General features: G+C 68.9%; 20 protein-coding genes and 1 pseudogene. 11 read left to right on the top strand and 10 right to left on the bottom strand.

What is annotated here, in order from left to right; translation table 11 throughout:
- The first annotated feature begins 195 nt into the window (after positions 1-195).
- Entirely contained in the window at positions 196-375 is a 180-nt protein-coding gene (locus GXW79_RS17520) for a hypothetical protein (RefSeq protein ID WP_211875738.1), read from the top strand.
- Between the two features lie 28 nt (positions 376-403).
- On the opposite strand, the gene GXW79_RS17515 is transcribed toward GXW79_RS17520, so the two are convergent.
- The 4 genes from GXW79_RS17515 to GXW79_RS17500 are packed head-to-tail and all read right to left on the bottom strand — an operon-like array spanning position 404 to position 3,767.
- Complete coding sequence (locus GXW79_RS17515; RefSeq protein WP_211875737.1) at positions 404-700, bottom strand: hypothetical protein; 297 nt, start codon at positions 698-700, stop codon at positions 404-406.
- Between the two features lie 60 nt (positions 701-760).
- Entirely contained in the window at positions 761-928 is a 168-nt protein-coding gene (locus GXW79_RS17510; RefSeq protein ID WP_211875736.1) for a hypothetical protein, read from the bottom strand.
- On the bottom strand, positions 928-2,463 hold the full coding sequence (locus GXW79_RS17505; protein WP_211875735.1) for a UxaA family hydrolase: 1,536 nt from the start codon (positions 2,461-2,463) through the stop codon (positions 928-930). The genes GXW79_RS17510 and GXW79_RS17505 overlap by 1 nt, the downstream gene beginning before the upstream one ends.
- Positions 2,464-2,522: 59 nt before the next feature.
- Positions 2,523-3,767, bottom strand: coding sequence for a Zn-dependent hydrolase (locus GXW79_RS17500; RefSeq protein ID WP_211875734.1), 1,245 nt, complete (start codon positions 3,765-3,767; stop codon positions 2,523-2,525).
- Positions 3,768-3,857: 90 nt separating this feature from the next.
- On the opposite strand from GXW79_RS17500, the gene GXW79_RS17495 reads away from it, so the two are divergent.
- Both GXW79_RS17495 and GXW79_RS17490 read left to right on the top strand, forming a co-directional pair.
- Positions 3,858-4,646 (top strand): aldolase, encoded by a 789-nt coding sequence (locus GXW79_RS17495; RefSeq protein ID WP_211875733.1) that lies wholly within the window; start codon positions 3,858-3,860, stop codon positions 4,644-4,646.
- A complete protein-coding gene (locus GXW79_RS17490) occupies positions 4,634-5,512 on the top strand; it encodes a DMT family transporter (protein ID WP_367614951.1) in 879 nt (292 codons plus the stop codon). The genes GXW79_RS17495 and GXW79_RS17490 overlap by 13 nt, the downstream gene beginning before the upstream one ends.
- Positions 5,513-5,580: 68 nt before the next feature.
- Here the strand turns inward: GXW79_RS17490 and GXW79_RS17485 are convergent, their stop codons facing one another.
- On the bottom strand, positions 5,581-6,564 hold the full coding sequence (locus GXW79_RS17485) for a Bug family tripartite tricarboxylate transporter substrate binding protein (protein WP_211875732.1): 984 nt from the start codon (positions 6,562-6,564) through the stop codon (positions 5,581-5,583).
- A 240-nt stretch (positions 6,565-6,804) separates the two neighbouring features.
- Between GXW79_RS17485 and GXW79_RS17480 the strand changes: the two genes are divergently transcribed.
- The 5 genes and pseudogenes from GXW79_RS17480 (at position 6,805) to GXW79_RS17465 (ending at position 11,143) form a co-directional block, all read left to right on the top strand.
- Positions 6,805-7,965 carry a class I SAM-dependent rRNA methyltransferase gene (locus GXW79_RS17480; protein ID WP_246504086.1) on the top strand — a complete coding sequence of 387 codons (1,161 nt, stop codon included), beginning with the start codon at positions 6,805-6,807 and terminating at the stop codon, positions 7,963-7,965.
- A gap of 57 nt (positions 7,966-8,022) precedes the next feature.
- A pseudogene (locus GXW79_RS17475) lies at positions 8,023-9,663 on the top strand (N-acyl-D-amino-acid deacylase family protein); the annotation flags it as partial.
- A complete protein-coding gene (locus GXW79_RS21835; RefSeq protein ID WP_367614943.1) occupies positions 9,557-9,871 on the top strand; it encodes a four-helix bundle copper-binding protein in 315 nt (104 codons plus the stop codon). The pseudogene GXW79_RS17475 and the gene GXW79_RS21835, both read left to right, overlap by 107 nt.
- A complete protein-coding gene (locus GXW79_RS17470) occupies positions 9,817-10,527 on the top strand; it encodes a metal-dependent hydrolase (RefSeq protein WP_211875729.1) in 711 nt (236 codons plus the stop codon). Before GXW79_RS21835 ends, GXW79_RS17470 begins: the two co-directional genes overlap by 55 nt.
- A gap of 142 nt (positions 10,528-10,669) precedes the next feature.
- Positions 10,670-11,143 (top strand): VOC family protein, encoded by a 474-nt coding sequence (locus GXW79_RS17465; RefSeq protein ID WP_211875728.1) that lies wholly within the window; start codon positions 10,670-10,672, stop codon positions 11,141-11,143.
- 89 nt (positions 11,144-11,232) lie between these two features.
- On the opposite strand, the gene GXW79_RS17460 is transcribed toward GXW79_RS17465, so the two are convergent.
- On the bottom strand, positions 11,233-12,063 hold the full coding sequence (locus tag GXW79_RS17460) for a sugar phosphate isomerase/epimerase family protein (protein ID WP_211875727.1): 831 nt from the start codon (positions 12,061-12,063) through the stop codon (positions 11,233-11,235).
- A 143-nt stretch (positions 12,064-12,206) separates the two neighbouring features.
- On the opposite strand from GXW79_RS17460, the gene GXW79_RS17455 reads away from it, so the two are divergent.
- From GXW79_RS17455 to GXW79_RS17445, 3 genes are read left to right on the top strand one after another with little or no spacing between them, the layout of a single operon-like run.
- Positions 12,207-13,244: an ABC transporter substrate-binding protein gene (locus GXW79_RS17455; RefSeq protein ID WP_246504085.1), complete on the top strand. Its 1,038-nt coding sequence runs from the start codon at positions 12,207-12,209 to the stop codon at positions 13,242-13,244.
- Between the two features lie 4 nt (positions 13,245-13,248).
- The gene (locus GXW79_RS17450) at positions 13,249-14,982 is read left to right on the top strand and encodes an ABC transporter permease (RefSeq protein WP_367614942.1); all 1,734 of its coding nucleotides are present in this window, start codon (positions 13,249-13,251) and stop codon (positions 14,980-14,982) included.
- Positions 14,982-16,052, top strand: coding sequence for an ABC transporter ATP-binding protein (locus tag GXW79_RS17445; protein WP_211875726.1), 1,071 nt, complete (start codon positions 14,982-14,984; stop codon positions 16,050-16,052). Before GXW79_RS17450 ends, GXW79_RS17445 begins: the two co-directional genes overlap by 1 nt.
- Before the next feature lie 81 nt (positions 16,053-16,133).
- On the opposite strand, the gene GXW79_RS17440 is transcribed toward GXW79_RS17445, so the two are convergent.
- The 4 genes from GXW79_RS17440 to GXW79_RS17425 form a co-directional block, all read right to left on the bottom strand.
- Positions 16,134-16,610 carry an RNA pyrophosphohydrolase gene (locus GXW79_RS17440; protein WP_211875725.1) on the bottom strand — a complete coding sequence of 159 codons (477 nt, stop codon included), beginning with the start codon at positions 16,608-16,610 and terminating at the stop codon, positions 16,134-16,136.
- Positions 16,607-17,401, bottom strand: a complete 795-nt coding sequence (locus GXW79_RS17435; protein ID WP_211875724.1) for a divergent polysaccharide deacetylase family protein — start codon at positions 17,399-17,401, stop codon at positions 16,607-16,609. Before GXW79_RS17435 ends, GXW79_RS17440 begins: the two co-directional genes overlap by 4 nt.
- Before the next feature lie 325 nt (positions 17,402-17,726).
- The gene (locus tag GXW79_RS17430; RefSeq protein ID WP_246504084.1) at positions 17,727-19,112 is read right to left on the bottom strand and encodes a S41 family peptidase; all 1,386 of its coding nucleotides are present in this window, start codon (positions 19,110-19,112) and stop codon (positions 17,727-17,729) included.
- Between the two features lie 188 nt (positions 19,113-19,300).
- Positions 19,301-19,830: murein hydrolase activator EnvC family protein (locus tag GXW79_RS17425; protein WP_211875723.1), on the bottom strand; the 530-nt coding region annotated here is incomplete at its 5' end.

Here is a 19,830-nt window from a genome sequence, read left to right as displayed (position 1 = left end):
CGTAACCTTCGCGCCGATCCCGCCGAACCATCAACACGGAGCGAGCATTGTGGAAGCGGTCCTCGGCGTCACCTGAGACGCCGGGTCATCTTTCCTTGCAGCGATACTCTTGCTCCGGCGTTGAGGACAGCAAGCGCGCCGGCGGCATTGGCCGCGGCGCAACGAAAGGGATGGATTCACATGAGGATGTTCTTCTTGTCTTTGATGCTTGTGCTGACCTGCGCCGCCTGCGCGACGGCGCCGGGTGGTCCCAACGCCACCACCTCGCATGCGGCCAGCCAGGATACGGGTGCCGGCCAGGCGGGTGCCCCCGCCCCGTGGACTGGCGGACGAGAGCGGTCCCGGGCCTACAACACCTCCAACGGCGGCGGCTGACGGCCGAGGTTTCGACAGAGGCGCTGGCTCAGGGAGTCCCATTGGGTAGCGTCGATGGCTGCTCGCTAGTGAGCGCAATCAGGATGATGCCGGCGAAGCAGAACAGCGCGGCCCGGCCGTAGCGTCGCCAGGCCGCCCTGATGTGCGGGCGTGCCGCCGGTGGCTGCAGCGACGTGTTGAACCACATCATGCCGCCGGACCACCAAGGCAGGCCGTTGCGCCAGGCCTGAACGATGGCGACCATGCCCCCGACGAGAAAGACCATTCCCGTGGCAAGCAGAAGGCAGCCAGCCACGAGGAGGATGGTGTCGATGATCGGGTGCATCGCGCGCCTTCGCCAGAATGGGTCAGCCTTGGCCCAACTTGCGCCGAAGGCGGTGATCCGTCACCCCATCGAACCGCTGTTCAGCACGGCGATGGCGGCGAAGAACATCACCACCGCGCCGCCCAGGATCCAGGTCTCGCCCGAACCATCGCCACGCCGCTTGAGCGCGAAGCCCTTCCCGATCAGTCCCAGCGACACCGCCAGGAGGATTGCGGCCGGAACCAGCATCACATCGTCGCTCCAATGGTCCAGGGGGCGAATTCCGAGGCGCCGAACCCAAGCGCCTCGCTCTTGGTGGGCTCTCCGCTCGCCACCTTGAGCATCAGCTCGAAAATACGTTCGCCGCATTGCGCGACGCTCTCATCGCCGGTCAGCACCGTGCCGCAATTCACATCCATGTCGTCGCTCATCCGCTCATACATCGCCGTGTTGGTGGCAAGCTTGATGGAGGGCGCTGGCTTCATGCCGAAGACACTGCCGCGCCCGGTCGTGAAGCACATCAGATTGGCCCCGCCCGCCACCTGTCCAGTGGCGCCGACCGGGTCGTAGCCGGGGGTGTCCATGAACACGAAACCCTTCTGCGTCACCGCCTCCGCGTAGCGATAGACCTCCATCAGGTTGGTGGTGCCGGCCTTGGCCATGGCGCCGAGGGATTTCTCCAGGATGGTGGTCAGCCCGCCAGCCTTGTTGCCCGGCGAGGGGTTCGCGTTCATCTCCGCTTCCTCGCGCTCGGTGTAGCGTTCCCACCAGCGCATCAGTTCGACCAGCTTTTCGCCCACCTCGCGCGATGCCGCGCGCCGGGTCAGAAGGTGCTCCGCGCCATAGGTCTCGGGGGTTTCAGACAGGATTACCGTGCCGCCGTGGCGCACGACGAGGTCCGACGCGGCGCCCAACGCCGGATTGGCGGAGATGCCAGAGTACCCATCGGATCCGCCGCATTGCAGCGCCACGCACAGCTCGCTCGCGGGCACCATCTCGCGGCGCGCCGTGTTGCTTTCGTCCAGCACCTCGCGGACGAAGGCGATGCCCTTGTCCACGGTCTTCCGCGCGCCGCCATTGTCCTGGATGTCCATGCTGCGCAGCCGACCCGCAAGGCGCTGCTCATCCAGCATTGGCGCGAGCTGGTTCACTTCGCAGCCCAGGCCGATGGCGATGACGTGGGAAAAATTCGCATGCCGCGCGAAGCCCGCGAGCGTGCAGCGCAGCAGCGTCAGTGGCTCGCCCATCGTCATGCCGCAGCCGGTCTTGTGGGTCAGCGCCACCACGCCATCGACATGCGGCCAATCGGCGAGCGGGTTGGTCCCGGTGATCGGGTTCGGCTCGAACTGCCGCGCGATCAAATCCGCCACATGGGCGGAGCAGTTCACCGAGGTGATGATGCCGATGTAGTTGCGCGTGGCGACGCGGCCATCGGCGCGGCGGATGCCCTCGAAACTGGCCGGCGTGTTGGCGTAAAGCGTGGGCTTGGCATCCACGCCCCAGGCGTAGTCCTTGGCGAAATCGCCCATGGCGCAGTTGTGCGTGTGGACCCAGGCGCCGGGAGCAATGGCCTCCGTCGCGAAGCCGATGATCTGGCCGTAGCGGCGGATGGGCTCGCCGATCGCGTGGGGGCGGATGGCGACTTTGTGGCCGGGCGGGATGCGCCGCTCGGCCACGGTGACGCCGGGGGCCACCACCGTGCCAGGGGCCAGCGCGATGCGGGCAATGAGGACGCCGTCATCGTGATGCAGGCGGATCGTGGGCGACAGGGTGGCGGCGTCCATGGCGGTCCCTCGTATTTTTTCGGAGCCTAGCAGGCTCCCGACAGGCCGCCAGGGGTCGCTCAGATCACCCGGTTCGCCCGCGCCAGGACGGCCTGGAACAGCACCTGCGTCCCCGCCTCGGCCTCCTCCGGCTCGATGCTCTCGGCCTCGTTGTGGGAGAGGCCATCCTTGCAGGGGGTGAAGATCATCGCGGTCGGCACACTGCGCGCGACATAGACGGCGTCGTGGCCGGCGCCGGAGATGATGTCGCGCGTGGTGTAGCCAAGGCGCGCGGAGGCCTCGCGCACGATGCCGACGCAGCCCGGATCGAAGGGCTGGTGCGGCAGCAGGAACAGCTCCTTGAGGTCGAGCGGCGTGCGGTTGGCGTTCGCGATCTCCGCCGCGCGCTGCGGGAAGGCGGCGGCGATGGCCTCGATCGCCGCAGTCTCCGGGTGGCGGAACTCGACCGAGAAGCGCACCTCGCCGGGCACCACGTTGCGGCTGGCATTGACCACCTGCAGCCAGCCCACCGTGCCGCGGCCGTCATCGCCATGGGCGCGCATCATCTCGTCGACCAGCGCGATGATCCTCGCCGCGGTCAGCAGCGCATCCTTGCGCGCGGAGGGCGGGGTCGTGCCGGCATGCGCGTCCTGGCCGGTCACCACCGCATCCCACCAGACCTGCGCCTGGGCGCCGGTGACGACGCCCACCTGCTTGCCCTCGCGCTCGAGGATCGGGCCCTGCTCGATGTGCAGCTCGAAATAGGCATCCGCCGGAAAGGGTTTGGCGGGGTGCTCGCCTTTGGCGCCGATCCGGTCGAGCGCGTCGGAGACGGTGACGCCATCAATATCCGCCCAGCCATAGGCAGCGTCCTGCGGGTAGACGCCCGCCCAGACGCCGCTGCCCATCAGCGATCGGCCGAAGCGGCTGCCTTCCTCGTCGGTCCAGTTGATCAGCTCGACCGGCGCCTCGGTCTGGATGTTGAGCTCGTGCAGCGTGCGCATCACCTCCAGCCCCGCGATCACGCCCAGCGCGCCGTCGAACTTGCCCCCCGTCGGTTGGCTGTCGAGGTGGCTGCCCATCAGCACCGGCAGGCGGGTGGGGTCGCGCCCCTCGCGCCGGGCGAACATGTTGCCCATGGCGTCGACGCGGACCTTGAGGTCCAGCGTCTCGCACCAGCCGCGGAAGCGCGCGCGGCCGTCCTTGTCCACATCCGTCAGGGTGAGGCGGCGCACGCCGCCCTTAGGCGTGGCGCCGATCTCCGCCATTGCCATCAGGCTGTCCCACAGCCGCTTGCCGTCGATCCGCTGGTTGGTCCCGCTCATATCCGCCATCGCTCCACGCAAACCCCCTGCTATCGCGCGCGCGGCGGCGATGGCAAGCTGGCAGCCGTTCTGACCGGGAAGACCCTTCGCATGGCCCATGCCCTCGGCGCTGCCGCCGCCCCCGCCATCCTGCGCAATTCAGACCTCGGAACCGAGGCGGTGCGCCAGGCCCGCATCGACCTCGCCGCCTGCTTCCGGATGGCCGCGAAGCTCGGCATGCACGAGGGCATCTGCAACCACTTCTCGGCGATGGTCCCGGGCCGCGACGACCTGTTCCTGGTCAATCCCTATGGCTGGGCCTTCGCCGAGATGACGGCCTCTCGCCTGCTCATCTGCGACTTCAAGGGGAATGTGGTCGCCGGCGAGGGTGTGCCGGAAGCCACCGCCTTCTTCATCCATGGCCGGCTGCACCTGAAGAACCCGCGCGCCAAGGCGGCCTTCCACACGCATATGCCCAACGCCACGGCGCTCGCCATGCTCGAAGGCCCGCCGCTGGTCTGGGCCGGCCAGTCGGCGCTGAAATTCTATGGCCGCACCGTGGTCGACGAAGACTACGGCGGCCTGGCGCTGGACGAGGCGGAGGGCGACCGCATCGCTGCCTCGATGGGCGACGCCGACATCGTCTTCATGCGCAACCATGGCGTCATGGTGACCGGGCCCACCATCGCCGAGGCCTGGGACGACCTCTACTACCTCGAGCGCGCCGCCGAGGCGCAGCGCCTGGCCATGTCCACCGGCCGCGCCCTGAAGCCGGTCTCGCCCGAGATGGCGCGCAAGACCTACGACCAGATGCGCGAGGGCGATCGCGAGAGCGCGCGCCTGCACCTCGAGAGCATCAAGCGCATCCTGACCCGCGAGGCCCCCGAATTCGCGCACTGAGCCCCCAGACGACGGGTTTCCTCCTCCTCCTGTTCACCGCCTGCGGCTGGGGCTTCGCCTGGCCCTCGATGAAATTCCTGGTGGGCGAAATGCCGCCGCTCGCGATGCGCGCCTGGCCGGCGATGGTCGGCGCGGGCGTGCTTGCGACGATCGCGCTCGCGGCCGGCGAGAGCCTCGCCGTCAGCCGCGCGGTCTTCCCCAGGCTCGCGCTCGCGGCCTTTCTCAACGTTGCGTGCTGGATGGGCTTTTCCACCTTCGCGCTGCTCTGGCTCTCGGCGAGCGAGGCGGCGATCACCTGCTACACCATGCCGATCTGGACGGCGCTGCTCGCCTGGCCGGTGCTGGGAGAACGGCCGAACGCGCGGCGCGTGATCGCGCTGCTGATCGGCTTCGCCGGCGTTGCGGTGCTGATGCTGGGGCAGGGCGTCTCGCTCGGCGTCGCCAAGCTGCCGGGCGTGCTGCTGACCACCGGGGCCGCGGTGACCTTCGCGATCGGCACGGTGGTGACGAAGCGCTGGCCGCTGGCGCTGCCCCCGCTGACCAGCGCGGCCTGGCAGGTGGGGCTCGGCGGCGCGCCGATGCTGCTCGCCTCGCTGCTGTTCGAGCGTTTGGATCCCGGCGCCATCTCGACGACGGCCTGGGCGCTGCTGGCCTATTCGGCGGTGATCCCGCTGTGCCTCTGCTACGCGGGATGGTTCGCGGCGCTGCGGCGCCTGCCGGCGTCGGCGGCTTCGATCGGCACCTTGCTGGCACCGGTGATCGGGGTGTGCGTGGCGGCACTGACCCTGGGCGAGCCGTTCGGGACGCGGGAGGTGGTGGCGCTGAGCCTGACGCTCGGCGGCGTGGTGCTGGCGGTGCGCGGGTAGCAAGGCCAGGGACTGCGCCCCCCCTTCGACGTATATGTCGAAGGGGGGGCGGAGCCCCCCGCCTTGCTTCAGCTCACCGTGATGTTGAACTGCCGCGCCACGGCGGTCCATTGGGCGATCTGCTCGCGCATGATGCCGACGAAGGCGGCGCCGAGTGGCGGCGGGTCGCGCGGCAGCGTCTGCAGGTCTTCGAACCGCGCCTTCAGCTCCGGCCGCGCGAGCAGCGTCGGGATCAGCGCGGTGATGCGCTCGGCGATCGGTGCGGGCAGGTTCTTCGGTGCCGAAAGCCCCAGCCATTGCGCCGAGGTCAGGCGCGGGAAGCCTTGTTCGGCGAAAGTGGGGATGTTCGGGAAGGCCGGCAGGCGCTGCGGGGTGGAGACGCCGAGGCAGCGCAGCACCCCGTCGCGCAGCAGCTGCACGTTGGTGGTGATGGGGTCGATGAAGCTCTCAATCTGATTGGCCATCAGGTCCTGCATCGCCGGCGCGCTGCCGCGATAGGGCACGTGGTCGAGGTTGGGTGCCCCCGCCTCGCTCGACAGCATCGCGCCGAGCAGATGCGGCGCCGAGCCGATGCCGGAGGAGCCGAAGCGCACGGGCCGGGTCTTCGCCGCCTCCAGATACTGGGCGAGCGTCTGGAACGGCGATTCCGCGCGGACCAGCAGCACGTTCGCGGCTTCGACGAGCATGCCCAAATGGGTAAAATCGGTGACCGGGTCGAAGGGCAGCGTCGGCATCGTGGCGGTCGAGAACACATGCACGGAGGCGTGGCTGACCAGCAGCGTGTAGCCATCGGCGGGCTGCTTGGCGACGAAATCGGTGCCGATGACGCCGCCGGCGCCGGCGCGGTTTTCCACCACCACCGTCTGGTTCAAGGCCTGCCCGAGCCCGGGCGCCATCAGGCGACTGATCGTGTCGACCAGGCCACCGGGTGGGAATTGGGCGACGAGGCGGATCGAGCCGCGGCTGGGCCAGGCGGCGCCCTGCGCGCGCAGGATGCCCGGTGCAGCCAGCGTACCGGCGGCGCCGGCGAGAAGATGACGTCGGTTTAACATGGTTGCCTCCTGGCTGGACGTGATGGCGCGGAACTAGGCGGGTTTGGGCTCCTGGCGGAGCAGTGACCTGCGGTTTTCCGTAGTGACTGGGAGATTTTGCAAGCTTCGGGCCACCGCGGGTGGGCCTCGCGTCATGGAGGCTTCATCCGCCATTCATGGCCGACAAGGGAGGCAAGGCGGGGGCTCCACCCCTGGCCTTGCGACCCTGACTGCGCCTATCCAACGCGGATGAGCATTCCGTTGATCCGTCTGATGCCTGGCCGCGACAAGCGCGCCAAGGCTGGCCACCCTTGGGTGTTTTCCAATGAGGTCGCCATGACGCCCGAGACCAAGGCCCTGCCGCCGGGGGCCGTGGTGCGGCTGGAGGGCGATGACGGTGTCAAGCATGGCGTGTGGCATTTCAACCCGCACAGCCTGATTGCGGCGCGGGTGTTGGACCGCGATCCCGGGATGGTGGTGGGAGAGGGATGGTTCCGGGCGCGAATCGCGGCGGCCCTGGCGCTGCGGCAGCGGATGTTTGCGGCGCCGTTCTATCGCCTGGTGCATGCGGAGGCGGATGGCCTGCCGGGCCTGGTGATCGACCGCTATGGCGACACGGTCGTGTTGCAGGCGAACACGGCCGGGATGGAGGCGGCCACGCCTTGGATCGTGGCGGCGCTGCATGAGCTCGTGCGGCCTGAGACCATTGTCGCGCGCAATGATTCCGGAGTGCGGGCTCTGGAGATGCTTCCGCTGGAGACGGTGCGGCTGCACGGGGATGCCTCGCGCGCCTGGGCCGAGGAGGGCGGGCTGCGGTTTCCGATCGACCTCGATGCCGGGCAGAAGACCGGCTGGTTTCATGACCAGCGTGAGCATCGGGCGCGGATTGCGTCACTCGCGCAGGGTGCGACCGTGCTGGACGCCTTCTGCCACACGGGCGGGTTCGGCCTGCAGGCGGCGGCGCGGGGGGCTGCGTCGGTGACGCTGCTCGATGCCAGTCAGCACGCGCTGGACCTGGCGATGGAGGCGGCCGCCGATGCCGGCGTGGCGGAGCGCGTGACGCCGCGGCGCGCCGACGCGATGGAGGATCTGCCGCGCATCGAAGGACACTTCGACATCGTCATCGTGGACCCGCCGGCCTTCGCCAAGGCGCGCAAGGACAATCCGGCGGCGCTGCGCGCCTATGGCAAGCTCGCGCGTATCGCGGCGGAGCGGGTGGCCAAGGGCGGGTTCCTGTTCATCGCATCTTGCTCGCACCACGTGGCCCCAGGCGAGTTCGCCGATGCGGTGCTGTGGGGCGCGCTTCGGGTGAAGCGCGATGCGCGCATCCTGCACCAGGGCGGCGCCGGCCCGGATCATCCGCTGCACCCGGCGCTGCCGGAGAGCGCCTACCTCAAGGCCGTGCTGCTGCAGTTTCCCTGAGCCTGGACAGGTGCTGCGCGCCGGGGCCATGGTCCTGGCGACAAGGGAGGCCCAAAGATGACCGAACAGGTCGATATCCTCATCCGCGGCGGCATGATCGCGGACGGCAATGGTGGCGAACCTTACAAGGCGGATGTCGCCATCCGTGACGGTCGTATCGCCGCCGTCGGGCGCGGCCTGGATGCGCGGGGCAGTGAGGAATTCGACGCCCAGGGCCTGCTCGTCACCCCCGGCTTCGTGGACCTGCACACGCATTACGACGCGCAGGTCACCTTCTCCGAAACCATCGGCTCCTCCTCCTGGAACGGCGTCACCACGGCGCTGATCGGCAATTGCGGCGTGGGCTTTGCCCCCTGCCTGCCGGAGCGGCGCGAGATGCTGATCCGGCTCATGGAAGGCGTGGAGGATCTGCCCGAGGTCGTCCTGACCGCCGGCATTCCCTGGAACTGGGAAAGCTTCCCGCAATTCCTCGATGCGCTCGCCGCGCGCCGCTACGACCTCGACATCGCGACGCAGGTGCCGCACTCGGCGGTGCGCGTCCACGTCATGGGCCAGCGCGGCGCCGAGCGCGAGGACGCGACCGAGGCCGACCGCACCGAAATGGCCCGCCTGGTCGGCGAGGGCATGCGCGCCGGCGCGCTGGGCTTCGCGACCTCCCGCGCCATCGCGCACAAGACGTTGGCCGGCGAAGCCATCCCCACCCTGGGTGCGGCCGAAGCCGAGCTTGCCGCCATTGCGGATGCGGTGCGGCATGCGGGGCAGGGCTGGCTGCAGGTGATCTCGGATTTCGACGATGTGGATGCCGAATTCGCCATGCTCCAGCGCGTCGCTGCTCGCTCCGGCCGACCGATGACCTTTTCGCTGCTCCAGCGCGAGAGCAAGCCGCATCTGTGGCGCGAATTGCTGGCAAAAGTCTCGGCCGCGAACGCCGCTGGCACGCCGATGCTGGCGCAGGTGATGGGCCGTCCGGTGGGCTTAATGTTCGGCTTCGAGCTCAGCCAGCACCCCTTCCTGCATCGGCCCTCGTTCAAGCCCATCGCCGATCTGCCCTTCGCCGCGCGGATGCAACATCTGCGCGACCCGGAATTCCGCGCCCGCATCCTGGCCGAACACACCGCCGACCCGATGCTTCGTGCGCGCCACGAAACCTGGTCGCGCATCTTCAAGCTCGGTGACCCGCCGGAGTACGAGCCGCACCCGGACACCTCCGTCGCCGCCGAGGCCGCGCGCCGCGGCGTGGACCCCGCCGCGCTCTGCTACGAATGGATGCTGGAGAAGGACGGCCACGCCATCCTGAACCGCCCGATCCTGAACTATGCCGATGGCGATCTCGAAGCGATCGGGGAGATGCTGCGCCACCCGCATACGGTGACCGGCCTCGGCGATGGCGGCGCCCATGTCGGCTACATCTGCGACGCGAGCGCGACCACGCATCTGCTGACACATTGGTCGCGCGACCGGTCGCGCGGCGCCACGCTGCCGCTGGGCTTCGTGGTCAAGCGCCTGACGCGCGACAACGCCCTGGCGGTGGGCCTCACCGACCGCGGGCTGATTGCGCCGGGGCACAAGGCGGACATCAACATCATCGACCATGCGCGGCTGCGCCTCCACGTGCCGGAGATGCGCTACGATCTGCCCGCCGGCGGCAAGCGCCTGGTGCAGCGGGCCGAGGGCTATGTCGCCACCATCCTATCCGGCACCGTCACCTTCCGCGAAGGAATCGCGACCGGCGCGCTGCCGGGGCGGTTGGTCCGCGGCGCGCAGCATCCAGGCTGAGGTCGCGGCGCCCCCTTGCCCGATGCGGTGGAGGCGCCACACTCCGGCCTTCCACCGCTTCAGGAGCCCCCCGCCATGGAACTCACCTGGTTCGGCCATTCGGCCTTCCGCCTGCGCTTCGCCGATGTGAACGTGCTGATCGACCCCTTCCTCACCGGCAATGGGACGTTCCAGGGTGACATCGCGGCCGACACCGCCGGCACCACGCATATCCTGCTCACCCACGGCCATTCGGACCATGTGGGCGACACGCTCGGCATCGCCGAGCGGACCGGCGCGAAGGTGGTCACGAATTTCGAGATCTGCATGTATCTCGGCAAGCGCGGCCTGAAGGCGTTCGACCCGATGAACACCGGCGGCGCGACCGACCAGGGCGCCTTCACCGTCACGCTCACCCAGGCGCTGCACTCCTCGGCGGCGATGGATGAGAACGGCGTCCAGCAGGATCTCGGCCTTCCCAACGGCCTGGTCGTCACCCCGAAGGACGCCGCGGAGCCCACGATCTATCACATGGGCGACACCGACATCTTCTCCGACATGGCGCTGATCGCGGAGCTGCATGAGCCCAAGGTGGTCATGGTGCCGATCGGAGATCGCTTCACCATGGGCGCGCGCAGCGCGGCGTTGGCGGTGACGCGCTTCCTGCCGGGCGCGAGCACCGTGATCCCGTGCCACTACGCGACCTTCCCGATGTTGGCACCGAACGCCGACGCCTTCCTTGCCGCGATGGGCGAGAATGCCGGCTGCGTGACGGTGGCCGTGCCGGGCGTACCTTTCACGGTGTGAAGGCGCCCGACGGTCGCTTTCCCCCTACGATCGCGCGAGCATGGCCCGTGCTGGTTGGAGAAGCGCCTCGCGGCGACCTATCCTGCCGGCGGGTGGAGAACGACGCATGGCCTGAATGGGCCCAAGGGCGAAAGGAAGCCTCATGCACAAGAACACGATCTGCGTCTGGTACGACAAGGACGCCGAAGCGGCCGCGCAGTTTTACGCGGCGACCTTCCCCGACAGTGCGGTGAGTGCCGTCCATCGTGCCCCCAGCGACTATCCCTCCGGCAAGGAAGGCGACGTGCTGACGGTGGAGTTCACCGTGCTCGGCATACCCTGCCTCGGCCTCAATGGTGGCCCGGTGTTCAAGCACAGCGAGGCTTTCTCCTTCCAGATCGCGACCGAGGACCAGGCGGAGACCGATCGCTACTGGAATGCCATCGTCGGCAATGGCGGCAAGGAGAGCGAATGCGGCTGGTGCAAGGACAAGTGGGGGATTTCCTGGCAGATCACCCCGCGCGTGCTGACCGAGGCGATCGCCGTCGGCGGTGCGGAAGCAAAGCGCGCCTTCGACGCGATGATGCACATGAAGAAAATCGACGTCGCAGCCATCACCGCTGCGCGCCGCGGTTAGCGGCGATGCAACCGTGCGCAACGCGCATCCCCAGACAAAAATAAAAGAATGGGGTCCGGGGACATTCTTTTCCCCGGCCTTGCTTCCTTCTACGCCGCGACGCCGCGCCCCCGCGCCAGTTCCACCATTGCATGTCGCGCAGACTGCATGTCCTCCAGGGTCCCGAAGGCGTTGGTATAGGCCCCGCGGTACCCCTTCCCCTCCAGCCGCGCGAACATGTCGCCAAAATCGAAATCGCCCGCGCCGAGCACCAGGTGTTCCTCATCGCCATTGCGCCGGCAGTCGGCGAGACGCACCTCGCGCACGCGCGCCAGCGGGATGGCGTCGATCCAGGCGGGCACGCCTTCGGGCATCAGGTGCGCGTGGTTGGCGGTGAAGGAGAGCGCGAAGGCGGGGCTGTCGATGGCGTCGTAGAAATACGCCCATTCTTCCATCGTATGCGCGAGGTAGTTGACCTCCGCGTTTGCCGGTTCCTTGTTCAGGTTCTCCAGCAGCAGCAGCGCGCCGTGCTGCTCGGCGTGGGCGACCATGCGCTTGAGACGATCGCGCGCCGCTTCCATTCGCATGGGCACGTCGGCGGTGAAGTGGTAGCCGGCGTGGACCACGATCCACTGCGCGCCAAGTTTTGGGGCCACCTCGATATAGGCGCGCATGTAGCTGTCCACGGCGTCGGCCAGGAAGGGCGAATACTCGGCGACGTTGACGGCGGAGAGCGTGTGCAGCGCGACGTGCACGCCGGTCGCTTCGCATTGCGCGCGGATGGCGGCGCAACGAGCATCGTCGAACATGGTGACCTTGTTCGCCCCGGTGTCGAGCTGGATGTCGATGTGCTTCACGCCGTTGGCCGCGGCCCAGGCGATGGCATCCTCGAGCTTCAGCTTGCGGCCGATATCGACCCCGATCCGGTCCAACAGCGACATGGTGATCCTCCCTGGCGTTTTGCCCAGGTTTACGGACCGGCACCCGCATGGCAAGCTTCGCGCCAAGGGACAAGGAAACGCGCGGCTCGCAGAAGCCGGCACAGAACGCGTGCCCTCTCCCCGGGAAAACGGAGACGGCCATCATGCTCATCTCTCGCCGCACCATCGCTGCCCTCGCCGCCGCGCTGCCCTTCGCGGCCCGCGCGCAGGACCTGCCCGCGCATGAGCGCACGCTGCACGAAGCGGCGCGGCGCGAGGGCGAGCTCACCTGGTACTCGGGCCAATACAGCGCCGAGCATTCGGAGACGGTGGGCCGCGCTTTCACCGCGCGCTTTCCGGGCGTGCGCTGCAACGTGGTGCGCTCGACCTCGCAGGTGGCGTTCCAGCGGCTGAGCCAGGACATGCGCGCGGGGGCCGCGCAATGCGACGTCTTCAGCTCCACCGATTTCGGCCATTACAGCCTGCTCAAGCGCGAGAACCGGCTGCTGCAATACCGGCCCGAGAACGATGCGGGGCTGTTCCCCGACCTCCGCCGCGCCGACCCGGATGGGTACTACCACACGAGCTTCATGGGCCTGTACCTGATGGCGCACAACACGCGCCGCGTGCCCGAGGCCGATGCGCCGAAGAAGTGGACCGACGCGCTGGATCCGAAATACCGCAACCAGATCGCGGTCGGGCATCCGGGCTTCTCGGGCGCCATCGGCATCTGGGCGGTGCAGATGCGCAAGATGTACGGTTGGGACTATTTTACGCGGCTTGAACGCAATCGGCCGATGATTGGTCGGTCGTCGCTGGACCCGGTGACCGCGCTCAACGCGGGCGAACGCGGCATCGGCCTCGCGGTCCCTTCTTCCTCCACTTCTCTGTCGATTTCGCGCGGCAATCCGCTGAAGCTGATCTATCCGGAGGAGGGGGTGCTCGCAACCATCTCGCCCTCGGCGATTCCGCGCAACGCGCCGCATCCGAACGCGGCCAAGCTGTTCATGGAATTCACCACCAGCCGGTATTTGTCGGACGCCATCCGCCCGATGTTCGGCGATCCGATCCACCCGGACACGGCGCCGGCCGAAGGCATGCGTGCCGTGAGCGAGATCCGCCTGATCTCGCCGACCCAGGCCGAGGCCGAGAGCGGCGTGCCCGAGGTGCGCGAGCTCTGGCGCGACACCTTTGGCGTCTGATCGCGTGGCATCGGACCAGGCGCTGCCTCGACCCGCCGCAGCGCGCACCGGATGGGCGGCGCGCCTGCGCAATGTCGAGCCGATCATGGCGCTGTGGATCGCGCTGGCTCTCGCACTGGCGTTCCTCGTCGCCTTCCCGCTGATCAAGCTGATGATCGCGAGCGTCGAAACGCGCGACGGCGCCTTCACGCTGAACAACTACGCGACCGCCTATGGCCGCGCGCGCTATCTCGAAGCGCTGTTCAATTCGCTCAAGCTCGGCGCGCTGTCGGCGGCCATCGCGACGCTGATCGCCGTGCCGATGGCCTGGGCGGTGTCGCGCACGGACATGCCGGGGAAGGGGTTCTGCTGGGCGATGGTGATGGCGGCCTTCGTCCTGCCGCCATACCTGGGCGCGATCGGCTGGATCCTGCTCGCGGGGCCTAATTCGGGGTTCCTGAACGTGCTGTGGCGCGCCGTCACGGGTGCCGAGGATCCAATCGTCAACATCTACACCTTCTCCGGCCTCGCCACCGTGATCGCGCTGCATTCCTTTCCGCTTGTCTTCCTGTTCGTGAAATCCGCGCTCGACCTGATCTCATCGGAGATGGAGGACGCGGCCAATATCCTCGGCGCGGGCACCTTTGCCACGATGCGCCGGGTGACGCTGCCGCTCGCGGGGCCGGCCATCCTCGGCGGCTTCATCATCGTTTTCCTGGAGACGATCGCGCTGTTCGGCACGCCGGCGATCATCGGCATCCCCGCACGGATCAACGTGGTGACGACGCAGCTGTGGCAATTCTTCGAACACCCCGTGCGGATGGAGGTCGCGGCCGCCTATGCCATGCCGCTGCTGCTGATCACGGTCGCCATGATCGGCGCGCAGAAGCTGCTGCTCGCGCGCAAGGGCTTCGTGTCGCAGACGGGCAAGGGCGGGGAACGGCGGGAGATCAAGCTCGGCGCCTGGCGGTGGGTGATGTTCGCCTGGTGCGCCGGCGTGGGGCTGTTCGCGGTGATGTTGCCGGTGATGGTGCTGGTCCAGGCCTCCTTCGCGAAGGCCTGGGGGCGCGGGCTGTCGGTGGATAACTTCACCTTCCGGAATTATTATCACCTGCTGTTCGAGCACGACATGGCGCTGACCTCGGTGTGGAACACCATCTGGTTCTCGGCGGCCGCGGCGACCATCGCGCTGATCATCGCTCTGCTGGTCGCCTACATGGTGGTGCGCAAGCTCTCGCGCTTTGCCGATGCGCTGGGCTTCCTCGCCATGGCGCCCTTCGTCATCCCGGGCATCATCATGGCAATCGGCTTCTATGCCGCATACGCCTCCCCACCATTCGCGATGTACGGCACTGCGGCGCTGATCATCCTGGCCTTCGCGGCGCGCTTTCTTCCCATCGCCTTTGCCAATGCCAGCGCCGCCATGCGCGCGGTCCACCCCGAGATGGAGGAGGCGGTGCGCATCCTGGGCGGCGGGCGGATGACGGCCATCCGCTTCGTCACCGCGCCGCTGGTCAAGCGCGCACTGCTGGGCGGTTGGCTGATCGTGTTCATCGTCGCCACGCGCGAGCTTTCGGCCGCGGTGTTCCTCGTGGGACCCCGCACGCGGACCATGTCCGTGCTGCTCTACGACCTCTCCGAGGCCGGCAATTTCGAGGTGCTGGCGGCGTTTGGCGGCATCCTCCTCGTCATCACCATGGTCTTCGTCGCCGTCGGCATGAAGCTGGCGGGCCGGGACTTCATGCTCAGAAGGTCCTGATGTCCCGGCTGATCCTGTCCAATCTGACCAAGCGCTACGGCGCGCTCACCGTCGTCGATGGCGTCGACCTCGCGCTCGAGGAGGGCGAGTTCGTCTCCCTGCTCGGCCCCTCGGGGTGCGGAAAGACAACCACGCTGCGCATGATCGCGGGGTTCGTGCCCCCCGATGGCGGCTCCATCGCGCTCGATGGCGCGATCATCTCGGCGCCTGATTCCGTGCTGCCGCCGGAGCGGCGCGGCATGTCGATGATCTTCCAGAGCTACGCCATCTGGCCGAACATGACGGTCGAGGAGAACGTCGCCTTCGGGCTGAAGCTGCGCAAGCTGCCCAACGCGGAGGTACGCGCCCGCACCGCCGAGATGCTGGAGACGGTGCAGATGGCGCACCTCGCCGGCCGCTACCCGGCCGAGCTTTCCGGCGGGCAGCAGCAGCGCGTCGCACTCGCGCGCGCCATCGTCATCAAGCCCGCGGTTTTGCTGCTCGACGAGCCGCTGTCCAACCTCGACGCCAACCTGCGCGAGGAGATGCGGTTCGAGATCCGCCGGCTGCACAACGCCTTCCGCATCACCACCGTCTACGTCACCCACGACCAGGCCGAGGCGATGGCGACGTCCGACCGCATCGCGGTGATGCATGCCGGCCGGGTCGAGCAGATCGACGCGCCGCACCTGCTCTATGCCCGCCCGCGCACGCGCTTCGTCGCCGGGTTCATCGGCCGCACCAATTTGATCGAGGGCAATGTCGCCAACGACATCTTCGCCGCAGACGGGTTCTCGCTGCCGGCGAGTTCCATGGCGGGGCAGGCGTTGCCGCCTGGCCCCACGCTGGTCTCGGTGCGCCCGCAGAGCATCGGCCTGCACCGTGGCGTGCCCGATGCGCCGAGCGGCCACCCGGTCATGCAGGGCACCATCCTGGAGCGCACCTACCTTGGCGAAAGCTGGGACTATGTGGTGAGCCCGGCCGAAAGCGGTCTGCGACTGCGCGTTGCCGCCCCGCCGCTCGATGTGCACGACGTCGGCGGCGCAGTCTGGCTGGCGTTGGACCCCCGCCAACTCGCGGTGGTCCAATGACTCGTCGCTGCGCCTTCAGCCGGTACCAGTAAGCAAAAATAAAAGAATGGGGTCTGGGGAAATTCCTTTCCCCAGCCTTGCTTAAAGCCCCGCGAAATCCCGCGCCAGCGCCTCATAGATCGCGCGCTTGAACGGCACCGCGAGGCTCGGCAGCTCGGCCAGCGGAACCCAGCGCCAGGCGTCGAATTCCGGATGCGGGTCGAGATCGAGCCGGATGTCCGCATCCACGCCCATGAAGCGCAGCGCGAACCATTTCTGCCGCTGTCCGCGATACTTGCCCTTGAGCGCCTTGCCGATGAGTTCGGGCGGCAGGTCGTAGGTGAACCAGTCGGGGTGCTCGGCGATGATCTCGGCGCGGTCGGTGCCGATTTCCTCGGCCAGCTCGCGCAGCACCGCCGTGCGCGGGTCCTCGCCCTCGTCCATGCCCCCCTGGGGCAATTGCCACCCGCCCGGCGCGCCTTCGGCATTGGGCATGTCGGCCCGCCGCGCGACGAGGATCAGGCCCTCGGCGTTGAACAGCACGGCGCCGACATTGGGCCGGTAGGGCAGGTCGCTCATGGGGTGCGGTTCTCGCTGACGATGCCGTCGGGGCGGCGGATGAGGATCGAGGCCGGCGCCAGCGCCAGCCCCTTGGCGGCGAGCGTCTCGCCCCAGGCGGCCAGCCGTTCCACCAGCACGGGCGTCGGGCTGCCGGCGAGACCCAGGGCGCTGCCGCGCTCACGCGCGATGCCCTCGAGTACGGTGAGGCGGCGCTCGATCTCGCCGCGTGTCGCCGGTTCGTCGATGACCAGGTCCACGGCGCGGCCCCAGGCGCGGGCCGGGTTCCGCGCACCGGGGCGCGGGTCGATGTAGAGCAGGCCGCGCCCCTGCAGGCTGTCCTGCACCATCAAGAAGGCCTCGCCCGATTGCGCGAAGCGCTCGCCGCGCATGTTGCCGATGGCGCCGATCGCGCCGGCATAGCCCTGGGTGCGCGACAGCGTCCACGACAGCCGGTCGAGGTTTTCCGGCAGCGACAGGGAGGTGAGCAGGGCGCGGTCGCCCGGGTCGTTCATCGGAAAGCCGGCGGGCTCCATCGGGATGGCGATCAGGGTTTCCATGCCGCGCTCTCGTGCGCGTTCCGACCAGGCTGGCAGCCCGTAGCCATAGGGGGTGATGGCGAGGCTGACCGCGACGGGAAGCCTGCGCAGCGCGTCGTCGCTGTGCGAGGCGTTCAGGCCGAAGTCACCGACGATGATGGCAATGCGCGGGCGGGTGTCGGCCCGGTCGAACGGACGGCCATAGGTGCGTATTGGGGTGCGGCCGTCGGCGGAGATTCGCGGCAATGGGCCATGGCGGCCGGGCTCGGTCAACGCGGGATCGATCCCGGTCGTCGGGCGCGCAGTGCCGGATGCCGTGGCCGGTGCCTCGGGCTGTGGTTCGGGCGGTATCAATGGAGCAGGTTGGGCTGCCGTCGGCGGTTCAGCAGGCTGCGTCGCAAGGGGCGGCGCTTCTGCGCGCGGCGTTTCGCCCACCCGTTCCAAGACCCGCGCCTCGCCCCGCGCCGGCAACGGCCCCAGTCGATGCAGCCAGTAGGCTCCGCCACCAACCACCACCAGCAGCACCGCCCAGGTGATCCCGAGCGCGCGCCAGCCGGGAAGCCTCATCGCCGGGCCGGTGTCACAGCGGCCCCGGCGGTCAGCGTGCGGCGCGGCGCTGCGCTGGCGGCAGGGCGGCCACGGCGCGCAGCAACGTCACCGCCTGCTGCAGCTGGTTGTCCGTCTCCGGCTTGGTCGGGTCGAAGGCGGGCGCGCCCTCGGCGGGCAGGCGCACAACGCGCTCGGTGATGTTGGCCGGCAGGTTGAGCGGCGGCAGCGGCGGCTGCGCGGGCGCCTGCGCGCCGGTGCCCTCGTTGCGCAGCGAGCGGCGGAGGTCCGCCTCGCGCTCGCGCGCGGCACCCGGGGTCGGCGTCTCGCGGGTGTTCAGCACCTCGATGTCGGGCTCGATCCCGAGGCCCTGGATGGAGCGGCCCGACGGGGTGTAGTAGCGCGCCGTGGTCAGCCGGATGGCGCCGTTGCCGGGGATCGGCATCACCGTCTGCACGCTGCCTTTGCCGAAGGAACGCACGCCCATGATGATGGCGCGGCGATGATCCTGCAGCGCGCCGGCGACGATTTCGGACGCCGAGGCCGAGCCGGGGTTGATGAGCACGACCATCGGCAGCCCTTGCGCGATGTCGCCCGAGCGTGCGTTCCAGCGCTGTCCGTCATCGGCCCGGCGCGACCGGGTCGAGACGATCTCGCCCTGGTCGAGGAAGTCGTCGGAGACCTGGACCGCCTGGTCGAGCAGGCCGCCGGGGTTGTTGCGCAGATCGAGCACGATGCCGCGCAGCCCGTTGTTCGACTGGGTACGCAGCGTGGCGACCGCGCGACGCAGCGCCGTCTCGGTCTGCTCGTTGAAGGAGGCGAGGCGAACATAGCCGATGTCGTTGCCTTCGAGGCGGAAGCGCGCGACCTGCGGGCGAATCACCTCGCGGGTGATGCTGAGCTCGATCGGCCGGTCGGTGCCCTCGCGGCGGATGGTGATGCGGATGGTGGAGCCGCGCTCGCCACGCATCTGGTCGACCGCTTCCTGCAGCGACAGCCCCTGGGTGGAGGTGCCGTTGAGGTGGGTGATGATGTCGCCCGGCCGAACCCCGGCGCGCGCCGCCGGCGTCTCGTCGATTGGCGAGATGACCTTCACGTAGCCGTTTTCCTGGGTGACCTCGATGCCGAGGCCGCCGAACTCGCCGCGCGTCTGCACCTGCATGTCGCGGAAGCTGCGCGGGTTGAGGTATGACGAATGCGGATCCAGCCCGGCGAGCATGCCCTGGATCGCGTTCTCGATAACGTCGCGGTCGTTAACCGGTTCGACGTATTCGGCGCGCACGCGTTCGAAGACGTCGCCGAACAGGTTGAGCAACCGGTAGGTTTCGGCACGGCCGCCATCCTGCGCCCAGGCCGCCACCATGGGCCCGATCGCGAGGCCCGCGGCAAAGGCCGCGCCCACGGTGCCAACCATACGGACCTTGTTCTTCATCGCCATCGGGGACCTCTCCGGCGGCCGGGACACGGCCGCACTGCAACAATAGAGCGTATCAGACGCCAGAGTCCTAACAAAGCACGCGATGCCGCGTCAGGGGGCGTTACCTTTCGTCTCGGCCTTGGACCTCAGCGCATGGGCGCCGCCAAGCATATGGGCCGCCAGCGGAATTCCGTGAGGGATGCCCAGCGTCACGAGCGGGCGGCAAGCCAGGGACGCGGGTCGGTCACCTGCCCGTTCCGCCGCAACTCGAGGTAGAGCGCCGCGCGGCCGGCCGAGCCCCCGCCCTCGCCGAGAACCCCGACGGGCTCGCCGGCCGCGGCGCGATCACCGGTCGTGGCATCGAGGCGGGCGAAACCGGCCAGGACTGCGTGCAGCCCGTCGCCGCAATCGAGGATCAGCAACTGACCATAGCTGCGGAAAACGCCAGCGAAGGCCACACGCCCGCCACAGGGTGCGACCACCCGGGCGCCGGGCGGCGCCGCGATGGTCAGGCCGCGTGCGGGGCCGGCATCAGTCGGCGCGCCGAATTCGCGGCTGACGCGCCCCGCGACCGGCAGCCCGCCGAGCCCGGCCACGGGCGGCGGCGCCGGCAGAACGACCGGCTCGACCCGCGGGGGTGGGGTGGGCAACCGCGCGATCATCTCGGGCAGGTCGGCCGCGCGGGTGGCGACCACCTGGGCGCGCTCGGCCTCACGCGTGGCGGCCGCCTCGCGGCCGG

The organism is Plastoroseomonas arctica (assembly GCF_018128965.1).
In the GTDB taxonomy this organism is placed as follows: Bacteria; Pseudomonadota; Alphaproteobacteria; order Acetobacterales; family Acetobacteraceae; genus Plastoroseomonas; species Plastoroseomonas arctica.
The sequence above is the reverse complement of the archived record's forward strand: the minus strand, read 5'-3'. Positions and strand labels throughout refer to the sequence as shown.

Excerpts from the sequence above, each read along its gene's own strand:
- GXW79_RS17515 (WP_211875737.1), bottom strand. The coding sequence starts at position 700 with ATGCACCCGATCATCGACACCATCCTCCTCGTGGCTGGCTGCCTTCTG.
- GXW79_RS17510 (WP_211875736.1), bottom strand. The coding sequence starts at position 928 with ATGCTGGTTCCGGCCGCAATCCTCCTGGCGGTGTCGCTGGGACTGATC.
- GXW79_RS17505 (WP_211875735.1), bottom strand. The coding sequence starts at position 2,463 with ATGGACGCCGCCACCCTGTCGCCCACGATCCGCCTGCATCACGATGAC.
- GXW79_RS17500 (WP_211875734.1), bottom strand. The coding sequence starts at position 3,767 with ATGAGCGGGACCAACCAGCGGATCGACGGCAAGCGGCTGTGGGACAGC.
- GXW79_RS17495 (WP_211875733.1), top strand. The coding sequence starts at position 3,858 with ATGGCCCATGCCCTCGGCGCTGCCGCCGCCCCCGCCATCCTGCGCAAT.
- GXW79_RS17485 (WP_211875732.1), bottom strand. The coding sequence starts at position 6,564 with ATGTTAAACCGACGTCATCTTCTCGCCGGCGCCGCCGGTACGCTGGCT.
- GXW79_RS21835 (WP_367614943.1), top strand. The coding sequence starts at position 9,557 with ATGCGCGGCTGCGCCTCCACGTGCCGGAGATGCGCTACGATCTGCCCG.
- GXW79_RS17470 (WP_211875729.1), top strand. The coding sequence starts at position 9,817 with ATGGAACTCACCTGGTTCGGCCATTCGGCCTTCCGCCTGCGCTTCGCC.
- GXW79_RS17465 (WP_211875728.1), top strand. The coding sequence starts at position 10,670 with ATGCACAAGAACACGATCTGCGTCTGGTACGACAAGGACGCCGAAGCG.
- GXW79_RS17460 (WP_211875727.1), bottom strand. The coding sequence starts at position 12,063 with ATGTCGCTGTTGGACCGGATCGGGGTCGATATCGGCCGCAAGCTGAAG.
- GXW79_RS17455 (WP_246504085.1), top strand. The coding sequence starts at position 12,207 with ATGCTCATCTCTCGCCGCACCATCGCTGCCCTCGCCGCCGCGCTGCCC.
- GXW79_RS17445 (WP_211875726.1), top strand. The coding sequence starts at position 14,982 with ATGTCCCGGCTGATCCTGTCCAATCTGACCAAGCGCTACGGCGCGCTC.
- GXW79_RS17440 (WP_211875725.1), bottom strand. The coding sequence starts at position 16,610 with ATGAGCGACCTGCCCTACCGGCCCAATGTCGGCGCCGTGCTGTTCAAC.
- GXW79_RS17430 (WP_246504084.1), bottom strand. The coding sequence starts at position 19,112 with ATGGCGATGAAGAACAAGGTCCGTATGGTTGGCACCGTGGGCGCGGCC.